This window comes from Buchnera aphidicola (Cinara strobi) (assembly GCF_900560745.1).
Classification (GTDB): domain Bacteria; phylum Pseudomonadota; class Gammaproteobacteria; order Enterobacterales; family Enterobacteriaceae; genus Buchnera_F; species Buchnera_F aphidicola_AJ.
Genome location: NZ_LR025085.1, coordinates 101,612 through 121,165 on the forward strand (window position 1 = coordinate 101,612; position 19,554 = coordinate 121,165).

Below are 19,554 nucleotides of genomic sequence, written 5' to 3' on the forward strand. Positions count from 1 at the left end.
TTATTTTATCTAGATAGTAATGTCAATATTTTTTATTTTTATAAAATATTTATGTTGGCACGTATTTTTATTTCTGTAATTTAATAGATAAAATTTAAGTTTAGAAAAAATTTTCGTGCCGACATTTTAAAAAAGATATAAATTTTAAACATAAATATAGTTGTAAATTAATATAATGAAGTTTTATTATTATAAATACAAATATGTAAAATTTTTCGATAAAATTAAATAATAAAATATTTAAAGGTATTTTATGGTTTTTATGTAAGATAATTATTTTTGTATTATAAATAATATACATCATTATTAATGATGATATATTTGTAGAATATATGTTCTAAATATTTTCTTTTAAATAGATAAATATGAGTTAATTTTTATATTTTATTAGATATTAATATATTATATTTTTTAAAATTTTATTATTGCATTGATTATTCAGTGATAATTAATATTCTGGTTATATAAGATGAATAAATTTATATTTAATCAACATACTCCAATTAAAAAATTGGGTCAAAATTTTTTAAAAAATAAAATAATTATTAGTAAAATTATCAATTTAATAGATTTAAATTATACTGATCATGTTATTGAAATCGGACCTGGGTTCGGGGCTTTAACATTTCCTATGTGTGATATAGTAGATAAAATAACTATTTTAGAGATAGATGAAAAAATTGTATTTTTTTTATCTCAATGTTTACTTCATGATAAATTAAATATTATTTTAACAGATGCAATGAGGTTTGATTTTAAATATTTTTTTTCGTTAAAAAAAAATGTTATATATCGATTTGTAGGTAATTTACCATACAATATTTCTACTAGTTTTTTTTTATTAGTTACTAAATATTATTATAATATTTATGATATGCATTTTATGTTTCAAAAAGAAGTAGCTGAACGATTATTAGCATCTCCTGATACTAAATCATATGGAAGATTAAGTATTATTGCTCAGTGTTTTTACAGAATTGTTCCGTTACTTAGTGTAAATAAACTTAATTTTTTTCCAATACCTAAAGTAGATTCTATTTTTTTGAGATTTAGGCCGAATAATTTTATTGATTCTAAAGATTTATTAAGTCATTATACTTCTTTAGGAATAGTAACTAGAATATCTTTTAGTCATAGACGTAAATTATTGTATAAAAATTTATCTGGATTATTTTCTAAAAAAGAGTTATTAAGTCTAAATATAGATCCCTATGCTCGAGCAGAAAATATTCCAGTTTCTCAATATATACAGTTAGCAAAAATTTTTCTTAAAAATAAACTATAGAATTAAATAATTATTTGATTTTTAATAGATTTTTATTAAAATAAACTAAATTTTATATATTATTAATTATATTTTTAGTAAAAATATTATTTTTTTTAAAAAATATAAATTTATTTTTTAAATTTAAAATTTATTAATAACGTGATTTTAATAAAATCTTATTTTTTTTTATTTTTATTTTTAATAGATTCTAAGAGCTTATAGAAATATGAGTTTTTTGAAATATTTTTTTATTAAATATTTTTAATATATATATCGTTGTATTAAAACAAATACCTAAATAAATTTTATTTATTTGAAATAAAAATATAAATATAATTTTTTGATTATTTAAAGTATATTTATAAAAATTAATTATATTTATACAATATATTTTTTAGTTAGATATTTTATTGATGATGTTATCATGTTTATAACAAACAGAAGAATTTTTATAAACATAATTGTTATTATGTTTATAATGTACTATTTTGTTAATATAAAAATTAAATTTTTCATTAAATGAGGTATTTTAACGAAAATTATTTTTTTATTTTCCTATGAATTTCCTGTAAAGAAGTAATTGGATATTTTCCAATATTTCTAAAAGAAGAAATAGTTGCAAAAGCTCCGTTTAGTGTAGAGTCATAATGTATTCTATATTTTAGTGCATTATTTCGTATTTCTTGTGTTTCTTTGTTTGTATGGTTGTCTGTAGATGTATTAATAATATAAATATATTTTTTGTTTTTTATAAAATCTTGAACATTAGGTTTCCCTTCATGAATTTTATTAACTAGTTTGGCTTTAATTCCTACAGATTGTAATTTTAAGTATGTCCCTGATGTTGCTTCTAGATTGAATTTTAATTTTTTTAATTGTATAGCTAAATTAATGATAGATTTTTTATCTGAATTTTTTACTGAGAGTAATATTGTTCCTTTTGTTTTTAATTTAATATAAATTCCAAGCATGGCTTTATAAAAGGCTAAAGAAAAATTTTTACCTATACCCATTACCTCTCCAGTAGATTTCATTTCAGGACCTAAAAAGGGACTAGTATTTGGAAATTTATTAAATGGCAATACTACTTCTTTAACAAAATATTGCTTGGGTGTTATTGTTTTTGTATATTTTTGTTGAAATAAATTTTTCCCGCATATGACCCGCATTGCGATTTTTGCTAGTGGGGCTCCAATAGCTTTAGATACAAATGGTATGCTTCTTGAGGCACGTGGATTAACTTCTAAAATAAATATTTTTTTATTTTTAATAGCAAATTGGATGTTTATTAATCCATATACCTTTAATTTAAGAGCTAAAATTTTTGTTTGTTCTTTTATTTTTTTTTGTATTTTTTTATTTATAGTATAAACAGGTAAGGTACATGCTGAATCCCCTGAATGTATCCCCGCTTGTTCTATATGCTCCATAATTCCACCAATAAATACTGATTTCTTATCGCATACTGCATCTACATCTATTTCGGTAGCATTTTCTAGATATTGATCTAATAAAATTATTTGATTAACTGATTGTTTTTCACGATTTAAAAAATATTTACATAAATGTTCATCATTGTAAATGATTTCCATTTCTCTCCCGCCCAAAACATAAGACGGCCTAACAATAACAGGATATCCAATATAATTAGATTTTTTTAATGCTTCTTTTATATTTTTTGCTGTTTCGTTGATTGGTTGCCTTAACTGTAATTTCTTAATTATATTTTGAAATTTTTTTCTGTTTTCAGCAATGTCGATATACTTTGGTTGAGTTCCTAGTATGTTTACTCCCTCTTTTTGAAGAGATCTAGCGAGTTTTAACGGAGTTTGTCCTCCATATTGAATAACGATTCCTTTAGGTTTTTCTATTCTTACGATTTCTAATATTTCTTCTAAATTAATAGGCTCAAAATATAATCTATCAGAAATATCATAATCTGTAGATACAGTTTCAGGATTACAATTAATCATAATTGTTTCATATTTATCTTCTTTTAATATTTTTGATGCATGTACGCAACAATAGTCAAATTCAATTCCTTGTCCAATTCTGTTGGGCCCGCTTCCTAATATAATTATTTTTTTTAAATTATTAGTAGGTAAAGATTCGCATTCATCTTCCCAGGTAGAGTACATATAGGCCGTCTCTGTGGAAAATTCTGAAGCACATGTGTCAATTCGTTTATATACAGGATGTAATTTTAATGCATATCGTTTTTTTCGTATATCAGATTCTTTGGTACCTATTAATTGAGAAATTCTTAAATCTGAGAATCCTTTTGCTTTTAATTCTTTTAATCTAGTAAAATTTAAATGTGATAATTTGGTTTTTTTAACGCTTTCTTCAGTAGAAATTAAATCTTTTATTTGATTTAGAAACCATGGATCTATATTTGTAAGGTTTTTTATTTTTTCAATAGACCAGTTTATCCTAAAAGCTTCTCCTATATACCATAGTCGATGAGGTCCAGCTTCTTTTAATTCATATTTTATTTTTTTTTCTTTAGATATATTTTTTTTTACTAATTTTTTTGGATTAAGTTCAATATCAAATCCGGTTGATCCAATTTCTAGGCTCCTAATTGCTTTTTGTAATGATTCTTGAAATGTTCGACCAATTGCCATCACTTCTCCTATAGATTTCATTTGAGTAGTCAATCGATCATTACATCCGTGAAATTTTTTGAAATCAAATCTTGGAATTTTTGTAACAATATAGTCAATTGAAGGTTCAAATGCTGCTGGAGTATTTTTTCCTGTAATATTATTTTCTAATTCGTCTAAAGTGTATCCGATAGATAATTTAGAAGCAATTCGAGCAATAGGAAATCCAGTAGCTTTAGAGGCTAAAGCAGATGATCTCGATACTCTTGGATTCATTTCAATAACTATCATGCGCCCGGTTTTTGGGTTTACAGCAAATTGCACATTAGACCCCCCGCTTTTTACTCCGATTTCTTTCATAATAGAAATAGCAGCATTACGCATTTTTTGATATTCTTTATCACGTAAAGTTTGAGCTGGTGCAATCGTGATTGAATCACCAGTATGTATCCCCATTGGATCTATATTTTCAATTGTACATATTACGATAAAATTTTTTTTTGAGTCTTGAATTACTTCTAATTCATATTCCTTCCATCCGATTAACGATTCATCAATTAGCAATTCAGATGTCGGGGACAGCTCAAGCCCCTGAAAGCAGATATTTTGAAATTCTTTATAATTATATGCGATTCCCCCTCCGCTCCCTCCCATAGTAAATGATGGTCGAATAATACAAGGGAAGCCAATGGTTTCAACAATAGAGTTTGCCTCTTTAATAGTATGAGCAATCCCACATTTGGCTGTATTGAGATTAATTTTTTTCATAGATTTTTCAAATAAAAATCTATTTTCTGCTTTTTCAATAGATTTAATTGTAGTACCTAATAGTTTTATTTGATATTTTTTTAAAATTCCGGTGTGATATAATTGTAATACACAATTAAGGGCTGTTTGTCCACCCATAGTAGGTAAAATAGCATCTGGCTTTTCTTTTTCTATAATTTTAGTAACAATCTTAATGTTAATAGGTTCTATATAAGTAATATCAGCTATTTCGGGATCTGTCATAATCGTAGCTGGATTTGAATTAATTAAAATAATCTTATAACCTTCTTCTTTTAACGCTTGACATGATTGAACTCCTGAATAATCAAATTCACAGGCTTGTCCAATTATAATTGGACCTGAACCTATAATTAATATGGAGTGTATATCATTTCTTTTAGGCATATAAATTTTCTCTATTTAGCATGTTATTAATAAAAATATTAAATAATTCTTGGATATCATTAGTACCCGGATGAGATTCTGGATGTCCCTGAAAGCTGAAGGAAGGATGATTTTTTAAGGAAATCCCTTGGATAGTTTTATCAAATAAAGATATGTGTGTGATTAACATATTTTTTTTTATTGTATCAGGATCAATTGTAAAGTTATGATTTTGTGATGTAATAAATACTTTTTTTGTTGATACGTTTTGAACAGGATGATTAGATCCGTGATGGCCAAATTTCATTTTTATAATTTTTGACCCTAACGATAGAGCTAAAATTTGATGTCCTAAACAAATTCCAAAAATAGGTACTGAATAATTTAATAATTTTTTAACATTTTTTATGGAAACTAGGTATGATCGAGGATCTCCAGGTCCATTAGATAACAGTATCCCAGATGGATGAAGAGATAAAATAGTTTTTGCAGAAGTATCAAAAGGAACTAATGTAATTTTACAACCTTTTTTTTGTAATATTTTTAATATACTTGTTTTTATTCCGAAATCATATACTACAACATGAAATATTTTTTTTATTTGTGTAGTTTTTGTTTTTTTAATATCCCATATATGTATTATTTTTGTTCCCTGTGACATAGGGACATTTTTTTTACTTTTTTCTTTAGCTGATTTAATTTTTTTGAAAGCATTTTTTTTGTTTATATAACGATTGGTTTGAATGCATCCATATTGTGATCCTTGTTCTCTTAAAATTCGAGTCAGTTTTCTTGTATCTATTTCTGAAATTACAATAATTTTATTTTTTATAATATATTGACTGAAATCTTGAGTGCTATATAAATTACTATTAATAGTTGATATGGATTTTATGATAATTCCGCTGGCATGAATTTTATTAGATTCTTCATCTTTTTTGTTTGTACCAACATTCCCGATATGTGGGCAAGTGAATGAGATAATTTGGCTGTGATAAGACGGATCGGTTAAAATTTCTTGATAACCAGTCATAGCTGTATTAAAAACAATTTCTCCAGCTATTTCTCCTTCTATACCAATAGTTTTCCCGGTAAAAATAATTCCTTTTTCTAGTATTAATTTTGCTTTTATAGACAAAATTTTCTCCTGCATGTTAGTTTGATATATATATGTATGTATATACATATCTATATTATTTGAATTTAATAATAAAATTTTATTTATTGAAATATTTTTTTCGTTTTTTCAGTGTATCGCTTAAAACATCTTTCATGCTATAAAGACCATTTTTTTTATCTTGAATCCATATAGCAGCTTCAAGAGCTCCTTTGGCAAAAATAGATCGATTTGAAGCGTTATGAGTAATAGAAATTTTTTCATATCTATTTTCAAATAGAACTGTATGTTTTCCAATTGTACTTCCAGCTCGAATAGTAGAGAATCCGATTTTTTTTCTTTCTCTAATTCCAGTATTACCTTTTCTAGAAAATATAGCAGATTTATTAAAATCCCATTTCATATTTTTGCAAATTATCTTTCCTAATTGTAAAGCAGTCCCAGAAGGAGAATCTATTTTGTTTCTATGATGAGATTCTATAATTTCAATATCACAGGTTTTATCAAACATATATGACACATATTTTAATAGTTGATGTAAAATATTAATTCCAATACTAAAATTAGGAGAAAATAATATTGGTATGCTATAAGAAGCATCTTTAATCGCTTTCATTTGTTTTTTATTAAAACCAGTCGTTCCAATAATCATTTTTTTTTTGTATGCAATACAGTATTTTATTATTTTCATAGTAACAAAAGGTATACTAAAATCAATAAATGTATTAAATGGAAGAATATTAGTATTCTTTTTTAGATCTTCTAGTGTAAGAAGAAAATTTTTTTTATTTAAAAAATCTGCTGAATTTTTTAATTGATGACTGTTTTTATGAATATTATTAATTAATGCATGGACTAATTGAATTTGTTCATGTTTTTTTATTTCTTTTATTAGCATTTGCCCCATTTGTCCAAATGCTCCGGAGATAATAATTCTCATTTTTTCTTTTTTCATTTTTTTGAGTTTATTTTATGATTATTATTTATTTATAAAATTTTAATAATTGAGTACAAGTTGTTAATTTTTTAAAATTAATTATAATTTTGAAAGAAAATTTTAATATTTATATATAATTTATTTTTAAATATCTAGATAATTTTTTTTGCTTTTTTTCAAGTAATTGTATAAAAGTACATATTATAGTTATAATGAGATATTAGAGGGTAAAACTATATTACAAAATTAATATCTTATAAAAAAATATGATTTTTGTTTTTTTGTGTTGTATTTTCAATACATCTATTACATATTTCGCTTTTATTTTCAAGATAGTTAATTTTTTTAGAATAATTCCAGCAGCGAGGACATTTTATTTTATTACTTTTTTTTATTATTATTTTTAAATTTTTTATTTTCTTACTTTTATAGCCTATTTTAGGTGCGCTTGAATAGCGCTTTAACTGTATTTCAGATACTAAAAAAACGAATTTTAATTCAGAATTAAAGGATAATAACAAATCAAATGTTTTCCTATTTACGTACAATATTAATATTGTTTCTAATGAGTGATTTATGAATTTATTTTTTATTTCTTGTTCAATTATTTTATTGACTTCATTTCTTATTTTGAATATTTTTTTCCATATAATAGAATGATATGAGTTATTTTTTGAAAAAGGTTGGATTTTTTTAAACCATTTTTTAGTAAATATAGATTTATCTTTTTTTTCTTTTAATTGGTTCCATATTTCTTCTGCAGTAAAAGATAATATTGGAGCAATCCATCTTGCTAAGGAATGTAAGATATAAAATATGGTTGTTTGCCCACTACGTCTCTCTATACTATTAGAATGCATAGTATATTGACGATCTTTTATTATTTCTAAATAACAAGACCCTAATTTGATAGAACAAAAATTAATAATTTTTTGTACTACTTTGTGAAAATTATAACAAGAATAATATTTGATAATTTTTTTTTGATATTTATACGTAACATCTATAATCCACTTATCTAATAATAACATTTTTTTATATGTTATTTTATTTGTGTGTGAATTATAGTCAAAAATATTAGAGAATAAAAATCTTATAGTATTTCTTATTCTTCTATAATGATCTGTAATTTGTTTTAACTTTTTATCAGAAATAGACATATCATTAGTATAATCAGTATATGCTACCCATAATCTTAAAATATCAGCCCCCCATTTTTTAATAATTTTTTGTGGTTTAATGATATTATTTAGGGATTTAGACATTTTTTGACCGTTTTTATCTACTACAAATCCGTGTGTGATAACTGATAAGTATGGCGCTTGCTGTTTAGTAATTACAGATGTAATTAATGATGACATAAACCATCCGCGATGTTGATCAGATCCCTCTAAATATAAATCAGCTTTATGATTTTTTTTATTATCTAAATTACATTGATAGATATTTAGTTGATGACTTGATCCTGATTCAAACCAAACATCAAGAATATCATCAATTTTTTGATACATATCAGGATTATCTTTAATCCAATCGCTTATTTTAGATTCCCACCATATTTTATATCCATGTTTTTGAATTTTTTGAGCAATTTTTTTTATTATTAAAGTAGTATCTGGATGTAGTTTTTTGGTTTTTTTGTGTATAAAAACTGGAAGCGGGACCCCCCAAGTTCTTTGCCGTGAAATACACCAGTCGGGTCTATTTTTTAGCATTTTGTTCATTCTATTTTTTCCCCACCCAGGAATCCATGAAACATTTTTAATTTCTTCTTTTATTTTATCTTTTAAATTAGAATCAGATATTTTAATAAACCATTGAGGGGTAGCTCTAAAAATAACTGGTTTTTTATGACGCCAACAATGAGGATAAGAGTGTTTAATTTGTTTTGAGAAGAGAATTTTTTTATTTTTTTGTAATAATTTTAAAATTATATTTTGTTTATTAAAAATATGTATGTTATTTAATAATTTATATTTTTTCAAACAATAGAACCCTAATTTATCTATTTTTTGATTAGGGGCAATATTGTATTTTTTACATGCAATAAAATCTTCGTATCCGTGATCAGGGGACATATGTACCGCCCCAGTTCCTAAGTCACTTGATACATGTTGGGACAAAATGATTGGAATTGAAGTTTTAAAAATAGGGTGCACACATTGAATGTGCTCTAATTCTTTTCCTTGAATAGATTCAATAACTTTCCATTTTTGTATGTTATTATTTTTAATAATCTGAAACATTAATTTTCGTTCAAATATATAATATTTTTTTTGTATTTTTAATACATGATAGTTTAGATTCGGATTAACAGCGATAGCTTGACAAGTTGGAAGAGTCCAAGGGGTTGTAGTAAATATAACGATTGAAATTTTTTTAAAAGGGTTTATTTTTTTTCTTACTTGCTTGTCACATAGTAATATTTTTTTAGGGTAATGTTTTATTTTAAAGGAAATATATAGAGAAGTAGATTTTTTTTTTTTATATTCTATTTCAGCTTCTGCTAAAGAAGATTGACATTCAAAACACCAATAAATAGGTTTTAAATCTCGGTATAGATAACCATTTTTAATGATTTTAGCTAACATCAAAATTGTATTTGCTTGATTATTGTAATTAATTGTTAAATTAGCATTTTTCCAATCTGCTAATACCCCTAATCGGATAAAATCTTTTCTTTGTTGATTAACTTGCTGTAAGACATATTGATGACATTGAGATCGAAATTTTTTTTTATTAATATTTCTAATTTGATTAGAAATATTTTTTTCTAATTTTTGTTCAATTGGTAATCCATGACAATCCCAACACGGAATATATGGAGCGAAAAAACCAGACATACGTTTAAATTTTAAAATAATGTCTTTTAAAATTTTATTAACGGCATGCCCTATATGGATATCCCCGTTAGCATATGGGGGTCCATCATATAAAAAAAAATTTTTATTTTTTTTATTTTTTATTTCCAATAAATTATATAGCTTATTTTTTTTCCACTGTTTTAGTATTTCCAGCTCCTTTATAGCCAGATTTGCTTTCATTGGAAAAGTAGTTTTAGGTAAATTTAAAGAATTTTTAATATTTTTCATATGTCGCTATTCTTAAATAAGACGGTGTATTTTAATACATAATAAAAAAGTATTGTGCATGATTAGTTTTTACAAGAAGCATTTTATTTTATTACAATTAAAATTTTTAATAATTATTATTTTATTAAATCTTCTATAAAATATATTGTATTATATTTATATGATTTTTTAAATTAAAATTATAGAATTAATTAGTAAATTACTAATTCTGTTTTTAGAAAATTTGAATATGGTTTTTAAAAATATTAGTTTTTACAAGTATATTTATTTATATATTTCAATATATATAGTATTTTTTTATATATAAAAGTGTTTTTTAAAAAAAAATTATATATTTAATTAATTTAGATGAGATTATATCAATTTTTTATGTACTTTTTTTATATAAAATATATTATATATTATATATATTTTATATATCATAATTGATATATTTAATTTGACATCTTATTAATTATTCTATAATTTTTATAGAAATTATTTTTTAGTATTTTATACTGGAGGTTATAATTATTTTGGCAAATATTAATTCATCTAAAAAACATGCTATTTTATCAGAACAACGTAGAAAAAATAATTCTAGTAAACGATCTCAAGTAAAAACATTTATGAAAAAAATATATAAATTTATTAAAGAAAAAAAAAAAGAAAAAGCTATTCAAATTTTTTATGTATTACAATCAATTATTGATAGATATTCCTTAAAAGGAGTAATGCATGCTAATAAAGCTGCTAGATACAAATCAAAAATAATGAAAGATATTTTTAAAATTTAACATTTTTTATAATATTACGTAATAAGTATTGCTTCTATTTTTGGTATATAGATAGCAATACCCTCTTTACATATTTTATTTAGTAAGACTATCAAAGAATTTTTTTAGACTATCAAAAAATCGTTTAGATTTCGGGCTGTAATTCTTTTCTTTAAAATCTCCAAAACTAGACCCTAGTTGTTGTAATAATTTTTTTTGAAACTGGTTGAGGTTAACAGGTGTTTCGACTATTATCTTGCAAAGTAAATCTCCTGGATATCCTTTTTGAATTGATTTTACACCTTTCCCTCGTATTCGAAATAATTTACCAGATTGTGTTTCAGAGGGTATTTTTAGATTAATTCTTCCTTTAAGAGTTGGAATTTCTATTTCTCCACCTAAAGCAGCTACAACAAAATTAATAGGTACTTCGCAATACAAATTATTTGCATCTCGTTTAAAAATAGGATGTTTTTTAACAGATATTTGAATATATAAGTCTCCAGAAGCGGCTCCATTTTTTCCGGCTTCACCTTCATTGTTTAATCGAATTCGATCATTATTATCTACTCCTGCAGGAATTTTAATGGATAATTTTTTAGATTTTTTAACTCTTCCTTGTCCATAACATTGTTTACATGGATTTTGAATGAAAGTTCCAGATCCTCTGCATGTAGGGCATGTTTGCTGTACACTAAAAAAACCTTTTCTCATATGTATTTGCCCGTTTCCATTACATGCCGTGCAAATATTAGGTTTTTTTCCATAAGCTGAACCAGATCCACTGCATGATTGACATGATTGAAATTTTGGAATTCTTATTTCTTTTTTTACACCTTGAATAGCTTCTTCTAAAGTAAGATTGATATTATATTGTAAGTCTGATCCTTTTTCTTTTTTGTGATTTCGATTATTTCCAAATATATCTCCAAAAACATCACCAAATATATCATTAAAATCTGCGCTAGATGTTGTAAAGCTACTTTGAAAACCATCTGTATTATTATTTTGTTCAAATGCAGCATGTCCATACTGATCATATGCTGTTCTTTTTTGATTATCACTTAAAATTTCATAAGCTTGTTTTATTTCTTTAAATTTTTCTTCTGCAATTTTATTTCCTGGGTTTCGGTCAGGATGAAATTTCATAGCAAGTTTTTTATATGCTCGTTTAATTTCACGATCATTTGCAGTATTCTGGATCCCCAGAATTTGATAGTAGTCTTGTTTTTCCATAGTTTTTTATGTAGATTCCTGGAATGAATTTTTTGAATAGGGTGTAGATGAAATATTCTACACCCTGTATTTTGAATTAGATATAGTATAATAATTTTATCTTATTTTCATAAATATAGTTAATTTTATAGTTACTTAATTATATTCTTTATTTTTTATTTTTATCTTTTACTTCTTCAAATTCAGCATCTACTATATTTTCGTTATTATCTTTTTGATTTGTTTGTTGATTTGATGTATTTTCTGGATTATTATTTTTTAACATTTCAGTTAATTTTAAATTTAATTGCAATACTTTTTGTATATTAGTATTAATTTCTTCTTTATTTTCGCCTTTTAAAGATAAATCTAATTCTTGTAAAGATTTTTCGATATTCGATTTAGTATCAGGATCGATCTGATCTTTGCATGAACTTAATTGTTTTTTAGTATTATGAGAAACTTGATCGCCTTGATTTCGAGTTTTAATTAATTCTTCAAATTTTAAGTCTTTTTCTGAATTTTCCTGAGCCTCAGCAATCATTTTTTTAATTTCTTCCTCATTTAATCCTGATGAGGCTTGTATAGTAATTTTTTGTTCTTTTCCTGTTGCTTTATCTTGAGCAGAAACATGTAAAATACCATCAGCATCAATATCAAATGTAACTGCTATTTGAGGAATCCCTCTGGGGGATGGTTGAATTCCATCAAGATTAAATTGTCCTAATGATTTATTGTCTATCGCTCTTTTTCTTTCTCCCTGCAATACATGTATAGTGACTGCTGATTGATTATCTTCAGCTGTAGAGAATATTTGACTATGTTTGGTTGGAATAGTGGTATTTTTATTAATTAATGGAGTCATTACCCCACCCATTGTCTCGATACCTAAAGATAAAGGAGTGACATCTAGTAATAATACATCTTTGACTGTACCTGATAGAACCCCTCCTTGTACAGCAGCTCCTATTGCTACAGCTTCATCTGGATTAACATCTTTTCTTGGTTTTTTTCCAAAAAAATCTGCTACTTTTTTTTGAACAAGGGGCATTCGTGTTTGCCCGCCAACTAAAATGATGTCATTGATATCTGATGTTTTTAATTTTGCATCTTTTAATGCCATTTCTAGAGGTTTAATAGATTTAATAACTAAATCTTCTACTAAAGATTCTAGTTTTGCTCGTGTTACTTTAATATTTAAATGTTTAGGTCCAGTTTCATTAGCGGTAATATAAGGTAAGTTAACGTCTGTTTGCTGAGCAGAAGATAATTCGATTTTAGATTTTTCAGCTGCATCTTTTAATCTTTGCATAGCTAATGCATCTCGACTTAAGTCGATTCCTTGTTCTTTTTTAAATTCTGATACTAAGAAATGTATTAATCGATTATCAAAGTCTTCTCCTCCTAAATGAGTGTCCCCGTTAGTAGATAACACTTCAAAAGTTTTTTCTTTATCTACATCATCAATTTCAATAATAGAAATATCAAATGTTCCACCGCCTAAATCATATACAGCAATTGTTCGATTTCCCTGCCCTTTATCTAAACCGTATGCTAATGCTGCTGCAGTAGGTTCATTTATAATGCGCTTTACTTCTAATCCAGCTATTTTTCCTGCATCTTTTGTAGCTTGTCTTTGAGCATCATTAAAATATGCTGGGACTGTAATAACAGCTTCAGTTACTTTTTCACTTAAATAATCTTCAGCTGTTTTTTTCATTTTTTTTAGGATTTCTGCAGAAATTTGTGGCGGAGCTATATTTTCATTTTTTATTTTTATCCAAGCGTCCCCGTTTTTTGATTTAATAATATCATATGGCATGATTTTAATATCACGTTGTACTTCTTCATCTTGAAACTTTCGGCCCATTAATCTTTTTATAGCAAATAATGTATTTTTAGGGTTAGTTATAGATTGTCTTTTTGCTGGCTGCCCTACTAATACTTCATTTTCTTTTGTATATGCAATAACAGAAGGTGTAGTACGTTCTCCTTCTGAATTTTCTAATACTTTTGCTTTATTATTATCCATGATTGCAATACAAGAATTTGTAGTCCCTAAATCTATTCCAATAATTCTTCCCATTGAATCCCCCTTTGATAATGAATATATAAAAATTTTTATTATTTTTTTTAAAATTTTTATTTTAAGAAAATAATATTTTTTGAAAAATTATGAAAATTTTTATAAAATAGATAATATTAATTAAATGGGGTCAGTTTTTTCTGCATCAAGGGGGGGAGAGAATATAATTATTTTTTTTTAAACATTAGGTTGAAATTTAATGATATTAAATGAAATTTTTTTGATAGAGAGTTAAGTAAGTTTTAGTAAAAATATGACTTTTTTATACATAAAATGTTATAATTATTTATATTTATTTTTTAAGATTTTTTATTTTTTTTCATGTTTATGGATATTTTTAATCTATTAACCTTCTTGAGTTTTAACTATTTATGATGATACCTGATCAATATTTAAGTTTTTTTTGTTTTATATTTTTTAGTTTTTTTGCTTGTTTTATAATGTTATTGTTTGGTTATTTATTGGGAGGTAGATCGTATTTTCAGAATACACCTAATCCGTTTGAATCGGGTATTATTTCTTTAGGGACAGCTCGATTACATATTCCAATTAAATTTTCTTTAGTTGCTATTTTATTTGTCATTTTTGATGTAGAAGCTTTATATTTATATACTTGGTCTGTTTGTGTGAGAGAACTAGGATGGATGGGTTTTTTTTCAATTGTTTGTTTTATATTTTTTCTATTAATAACTTTATTTTATATAATTCAGAATAATATTTTAGAGGAAATAGTATTAAAATAATTGTCTATGTAAATATTATATTTTTTATTATTTCTAATAAATTATATTATTTAATTTTTTTATATATTGATATCTTTGAATAAAAAATTTTTTCAAAATAAAAGGATTTTAAAAATGAAATATACTTTGACTCATGTAAATAAAAATAGTCATTCATCTGATAAATATCCCTTATATTCGACTCGTTTTGTATCAGATCCTATAGAAGATCAATTTAAAAATAATGTTTTTTTTGGAACTATTTCAAAATTTATGCATTCTCTTGTAAATTGGGGTAGAAAAAATTCTTTATGGCCATATAATTTTGGTTTATCTTGTTGTTATGTTGAAATGGTCAGTTCTTTTACTTCTGTTCATGATGTTGCTAGATTTGGTTCAGAAGTTTTAAGAACTTCTCCAAGACAAGCTGATTTTATGGTTATTGCAGGAACGCCGTTTATAAAAATGGCTCCTGTTATACAACGTTTATATGATCAAATGTTAGAGCCTAAATGGGTAATTTCTATGGGTTCTTGCGCTAATTCTGGAGGAATGTATGATGTATATTCTGTAGTTCAAGGAATAGATAAATTTCTTCCTGTAGATATTTATATACCTGGTTGTCCTCCTAGACCTGAAGCATATATACATGCTTTAACATTATTGCAGAATTCTATTTCTCAAGAGCGTAGACCATTGTCATGGTTATTAGGTGACCAAGGAGTTTATCGTTCTAATGTTGATTCTGAAAAAAAAAAAAAAAATAATAAACGAATTTCTGTAGTAAATATTGATTGTGAAGATAATTTTTAATTTCTTTTGTAATATATTTTTTTATTATTATTTATCCCGTAATACGTCTATATATTTTGATTATTACATTCTTGAATTTATTCAATACTAACTATTTAGAGATTATATTATGTGTGAATCATATTTACAGAAAAATTTTTTTTTTAAAGAGTAAAAAAAGTGATTGTAATATTCCAATTATTTACGCTTTATTTAATTTATTTGGAGAAAAAAATTTTTTTATACAAGACACTTGTTTAACTTGCCCAGTTTTATGGATTAATCGTTCTATTTTGAAAAAATTAGTTTTATTTTTAAAAAAAAATGATATATGTTCTTATGAGATGTTATTTGATTTACATGGAGTTGATGAGCGTTTCCGTAAAAATAAGGATAAAATTCCTTGTTCTGATTTTACTGTATTTTACCATTTTGTTTCTATTGCTCATAATAGTGATCTTTTTATTAAAGTATCATTGTTAAAACAAAAATTACAATTACCAACAATTACTACTATTTTTTTAAATGCTAATTGGTATGAACGCGAAATCTGGGATATGTTTGGCATAGAGTTTATCGGACATCCATCTTTAACTCGCCTTCTTTTGCCTAAAAATTGGGTAGGACATCCTTTAAGAAAAGATTATTCTTCATATGCTACCGAACATGATGAATTTTTTTTTACTAAACAAAAAGAAGCTTTAGCTATGGAATCTTTGAGATTTTGCCCTGAGTCATGGGGATTAAAGGATAATAGTATGGATGGTTTAGAGTATATGTTTTTAAACTTTGGACCGAATCATCCTTCATCGCACGGAGCATTTCGTATCATATTACAATTATATGGAGAAAAAATAATAAATTGTGTTCCAGATATTGGTTATCACCATCGAGGTGCAGAAAAAATTGCTGAAAGACAATCATGGCACAGTTATATACCTTATACGGATCGTATAGAATATTTAGGAGGGTGCATAAATGAAATGCCTTACATATTAGCTATAGAAAAATTAGCTGGAATTTTAGTACCTGATCGTGCACAGATCATTAGAATTTTATTATCAGAATTATTTAGAATTAATAGTCACTTATTATTTATTTCGACGTTTATTCAAGATACAGGAAGCATGAGTACGGTTTTTTTAGCTTTTACAGATCGTCAGAAAATTTATGATTTAATTGAAAAAATTACTGGAGCAAGAATGCATCCAGCTTGGTTTCGAATTGGAGGGGTTGCTAAAGACTTACCTACAAATTGGTCTTTTTTATTAAAAAAATTTTTAATTTGGATGCCTAAAAGGTTAAATTTTTATGTTAAAGTAGCATTAAAAAATAAAATTTTAATTTCGAGATCTAAAGGTATAGCATCTTATAATAAAAGTGAAGCGTTGTCCTGGGGTGTTACTGGAGCTGGTTTAAGAGCTACTGGAGTTAATTTTGATATAAGAAAAAAAAGACCATATTCTGGTTATCATAATTTTGATTTTGAAATTCCTATTGGCGATCATTTGAGTGATGCTTATACTCGTGTTTTACTGAAAGTTGAAGAAATCAGGCAAAGCTTAAAGATACTGAATCAGTGCTTATTAAATATGCCGTCTGGTTCATTTAAATCCGATCACCCATTAACAACGCCGCCAAAAAAAAGTAAATCTTTATTTCATATTGAAAGTATGATTACACATTTTTTACAAATGTCCTGGGGCCCTGTTATTCCTTTTAATGAAAGTTTACAAATGATTGAAGCAACTAAAGGAATTAATAGTTATTATTTAATTAGTGATGGGGGTTCTACAAGTTATCGAACTCGTATTCGTACTCCTAGTTTTGCTCATTTACAACAAATCCCATCTGTTATTAAAGGATATTCAATATCTGATTTAGTAGTTTATCTGGGTAGTATTGATTTTGTTATGTCTGACGTGGATCGTTAAATTTATTTAATGCATATTATTAGGAAAATAGCGTGTTTCATTTAAGTCAATCAGAGATTTCTGAAATTTTATTAAAAAAAAAATGTTATATAAATTCAAGAGCTGCATGTATTGAAGCTTTAAAAATTGTACAAAAAAATAGAGGATGGGTTTGTCGAGATGCGATTATTTCTATTTCTAAATTATTGTCTATTTCAGCATGTGAGGTAGAAGGTGTAGCGACGTTTTATTGTCATATTTTTCGAAAACCAGTAGGTCAATATGTTATTCGTTATTGTGATAGTATGGTTTGTTTTATTAATGGTTGTAATGATATTAAGAATCAACTAATGTCTATTTTAGATATAAATTTAGGTGAAACTACTAAGGATTTTACTTTTACATTATTACCAACTTGTTGTTTAGGCGCGTGTGATAAAGGGCCTGTTATTTTAATTAATAAAAAATTATATACTCATCTTAATTCTGAAATAATAATTGATATATTGGATAATATAAATGAAAAAATTAAAAAAAAATTCTGAAACTCATCCATTAACTTGGCGATTAAGTTCTTTTCCAAAAACAGTAGAAATATCTGAATATTGCAATACTAAAGGGTATCAATCTTTAAAGAAATCTTTAAAAAATCTATGCCCTCGAGATATTATCTCTTTGATTCAAAAATCTGGTTTAAAGGGAAGAGGGGGTGCTGGTTTTTCGACCGGGATTAAATGGGGTTTGATGTCTAAAGTCTCTAAGTCAGATATCAAGTATTTAATTTGCAATGCAGATGAAATGGAACCTGGAACATATAAGGATAGATTTTTAATGGAGTATTTACCGCATCAGTTAATTGAAGGCATGATACTAAGTGCTTTTGCTTTAGAATCTTCTTGTGGTTATATTTTTCTTAGAGGTGATTATTATATTTCTGAAAAAGTTTTAAATAAATCTATTCAAGATGCGTATCAGGCAGGTTTTTTAGGAAAAAATATATTAAATAGTGGTTTTAATTTTGATTTATTTTTACATACCGGAGCAGGTCGTTATATTTGTGGAGAAGAAACGGCTTTAATTAATTCACTGGAAGGAAGACGCGCAAACCCTAGATATAAACCTCCTTTTCCAGCTTGTCACGGTTTATGGGGAAAGCCCACTTGCGTAAATAATGTTGAAACATTGTCAAATATTCCTTCAATTATTTTATATGGTCCAGATTGGTATAATAGCTTATCTTATGGTGTAGATTCTGGAACTAAGTTATTAGGGTTTTCTGGTCGAGTTAAAAATCCAGGTTTATGGGAGTTGCCATTAGGTATTACTGCTCGTGAAATTTTAGAGAGATATGCAGGGGGGATGCAAGATAATTTAACTTTAAAAGCTTGGCAACCAGGAGGAGCTAGTACTAGTCTATTATCTGAGAGAGATTTAGATGTAAAGATGGATTTTACTAGTTTACAAGAACGAGGTAGTAGATTAGGAACGGGTCTTGCTATGGCAATAGACAACAAAACCAGTATTGTTTCCTTATTAGCTAATATTGAAATATTTTTTGCTCGAGAATCATGCGGTTTTTGTACACCTTGCCGAGAAGGCTTGCCCTGGATAGTAAATATATTGAATAGTTTAGAAAAAAAAGAAGGGTTTTATAATGATATAAAAATATTAGAAGAATTATGTGATTATTTAGGGCCTGGAAAAACATTTTGCGCTCATGCCCCAGGGGCTATATCTCCGTTAAAAAGTGCGATAAATTTATTTCGAAACGAATTTAAAGAGGGTATCAGTGAAACTAAATTAAATAAAAATAATATAAATGTTCTTACGCTGCATGAATAATATTTATAAATAATTTTACTTTTACATTCAGTGTTTTATTTTTATAAATGTATTTTTT

Annotated in this window: 13 protein-coding genes; 7 read left to right on the plus strand and 6 right to left on the minus strand. The window is 25.8% G+C overall.

Features of this window, described 5'->3' with window-relative positions:
- Positions 1 to 469 precede the first annotated feature (469 nt).
- The gene (gene rsmA / locus EAO23_RS00480) at positions 470 to 1,285 is read left to right on the plus strand and encodes a 16S rRNA (adenine(1518)-N(6)/adenine(1519)-N(6))-dimethyltransferase RsmA (protein WP_158348985.1); all 816 of its coding nucleotides are present in this window, start codon (positions 470 to 472) and stop codon (positions 1,283 to 1,285) included.
- A 521-nt stretch (positions 1,286 to 1,806) separates the two neighbouring features.
- On the opposite strand, the gene carB is transcribed toward rsmA, so the two are convergent.
- The 4 genes from carB to ileS all read right to left on the minus strand — a co-directional run bounded on the left by carB (position 1,807) and on the right by ileS (position 10,171).
- Positions 1,807 to 5,046 (minus strand): carbamoyl-phosphate synthase large subunit, encoded by a 3,240-nt coding sequence (carB, locus tag EAO23_RS00485; protein ID WP_158348986.1) that lies wholly within the window; start codon positions 5,044 to 5,046, stop codon positions 1,807 to 1,809.
- A complete protein-coding gene (gene carA / locus EAO23_RS00490) occupies positions 5,039 to 6,178 on the minus strand; it encodes a glutamine-hydrolyzing carbamoyl-phosphate synthase small subunit (protein ID WP_172575458.1) in 1,140 nt (379 codons plus the stop codon). The genes carB and carA overlap by 8 nt, the downstream gene beginning before the upstream one ends.
- 64 nt (positions 6,179 to 6,242) lie before the next feature.
- Entirely contained in the window at positions 6,243 to 7,097 is an 855-nt protein-coding gene (gene dapB / locus EAO23_RS00495) for a 4-hydroxy-tetrahydrodipicolinate reductase (protein ID WP_158348988.1), read from the minus strand.
- Between the two features lie 236 nt (positions 7,098 to 7,333).
- Complete coding sequence (gene ileS / locus EAO23_RS00500) at positions 7,334 to 10,171, minus strand: isoleucine--tRNA ligase (protein WP_158348989.1); 2,838 nt, start codon at positions 10,169 to 10,171, stop codon at positions 7,334 to 7,336.
- Between the two features lie 515 nt (positions 10,172 to 10,686).
- On the opposite strand from ileS, the gene rpsT reads away from it, so the two are divergent.
- Entirely contained in the window at positions 10,687 to 10,947 is a 261-nt protein-coding gene (rpsT, locus tag EAO23_RS00505; protein ID WP_158348990.1) for a 30S ribosomal protein S20, read from the plus strand.
- A 75-nt stretch (positions 10,948 to 11,022) separates the two neighbouring features.
- On the opposite strand, the gene dnaJ is transcribed toward rpsT, so the two are convergent.
- Together dnaJ and dnaK are read right to left on the minus strand one after the other, a co-directional pair.
- Complete coding sequence (gene dnaJ / locus EAO23_RS00510) at positions 11,023 to 12,162, minus strand: molecular chaperone DnaJ (RefSeq protein ID WP_158348991.1); 1,140 nt, start codon at positions 12,160 to 12,162, stop codon at positions 11,023 to 11,025.
- Positions 12,163 to 12,310: 148 nt separating this feature from the next.
- Positions 12,311 to 14,227 carry a molecular chaperone DnaK gene (gene dnaK, locus EAO23_RS00515; protein WP_158348992.1) on the minus strand — a complete coding sequence of 639 codons (1,917 nt, stop codon included), beginning with the start codon at positions 14,225 to 14,227 and terminating at the stop codon, positions 12,311 to 12,313.
- 371 nt (positions 14,228 to 14,598) lie between these two features.
- Between dnaK and EAO23_RS00520 the strand changes: the two genes are divergently transcribed.
- The 5 genes from EAO23_RS00520 to nuoF all read left to right on the plus strand — a co-directional run bounded on the left by EAO23_RS00520 (position 14,599) and on the right by nuoF (position 19,496).
- The gene (locus EAO23_RS00520; RefSeq protein WP_158348993.1) at positions 14,599 to 14,970 is read left to right on the plus strand and encodes an NADH-quinone oxidoreductase subunit A; all 372 of its coding nucleotides are present in this window, start codon (positions 14,599 to 14,601) and stop codon (positions 14,968 to 14,970) included.
- Between the two features lie 114 nt (positions 14,971 to 15,084).
- Complete coding sequence (locus EAO23_RS00525) at positions 15,085 to 15,762, plus strand: NuoB/complex I 20 kDa subunit family protein (RefSeq protein ID WP_158348994.1); 678 nt, start codon at positions 15,085 to 15,087, stop codon at positions 15,760 to 15,762.
- Positions 15,763 to 15,884: 122 nt separating this feature from the next.
- A complete protein-coding gene (nuoC, locus tag EAO23_RS00530; RefSeq protein WP_420021825.1) occupies positions 15,885 to 17,675 on the plus strand; it encodes an NADH-quinone oxidoreductase subunit C/D in 1,791 nt (596 codons plus the stop codon).
- A gap of 32 nt (positions 17,676 to 17,707) precedes the next feature.
- A complete protein-coding gene (gene nuoE / locus EAO23_RS00535) occupies positions 17,708 to 18,199 on the plus strand; it encodes an NADH-quinone oxidoreductase subunit NuoE (RefSeq protein WP_158348996.1) in 492 nt (163 codons plus the stop codon).
- A complete protein-coding gene (nuoF, locus tag EAO23_RS00540; RefSeq protein ID WP_158348997.1) occupies positions 18,174 to 19,496 on the plus strand; it encodes an NADH-quinone oxidoreductase subunit NuoF in 1,323 nt (440 codons plus the stop codon). The genes nuoE and nuoF overlap by 26 nt, the downstream gene beginning before the upstream one ends.
- Positions 19,497 to 19,554: the final 58 nt, after the last annotated feature.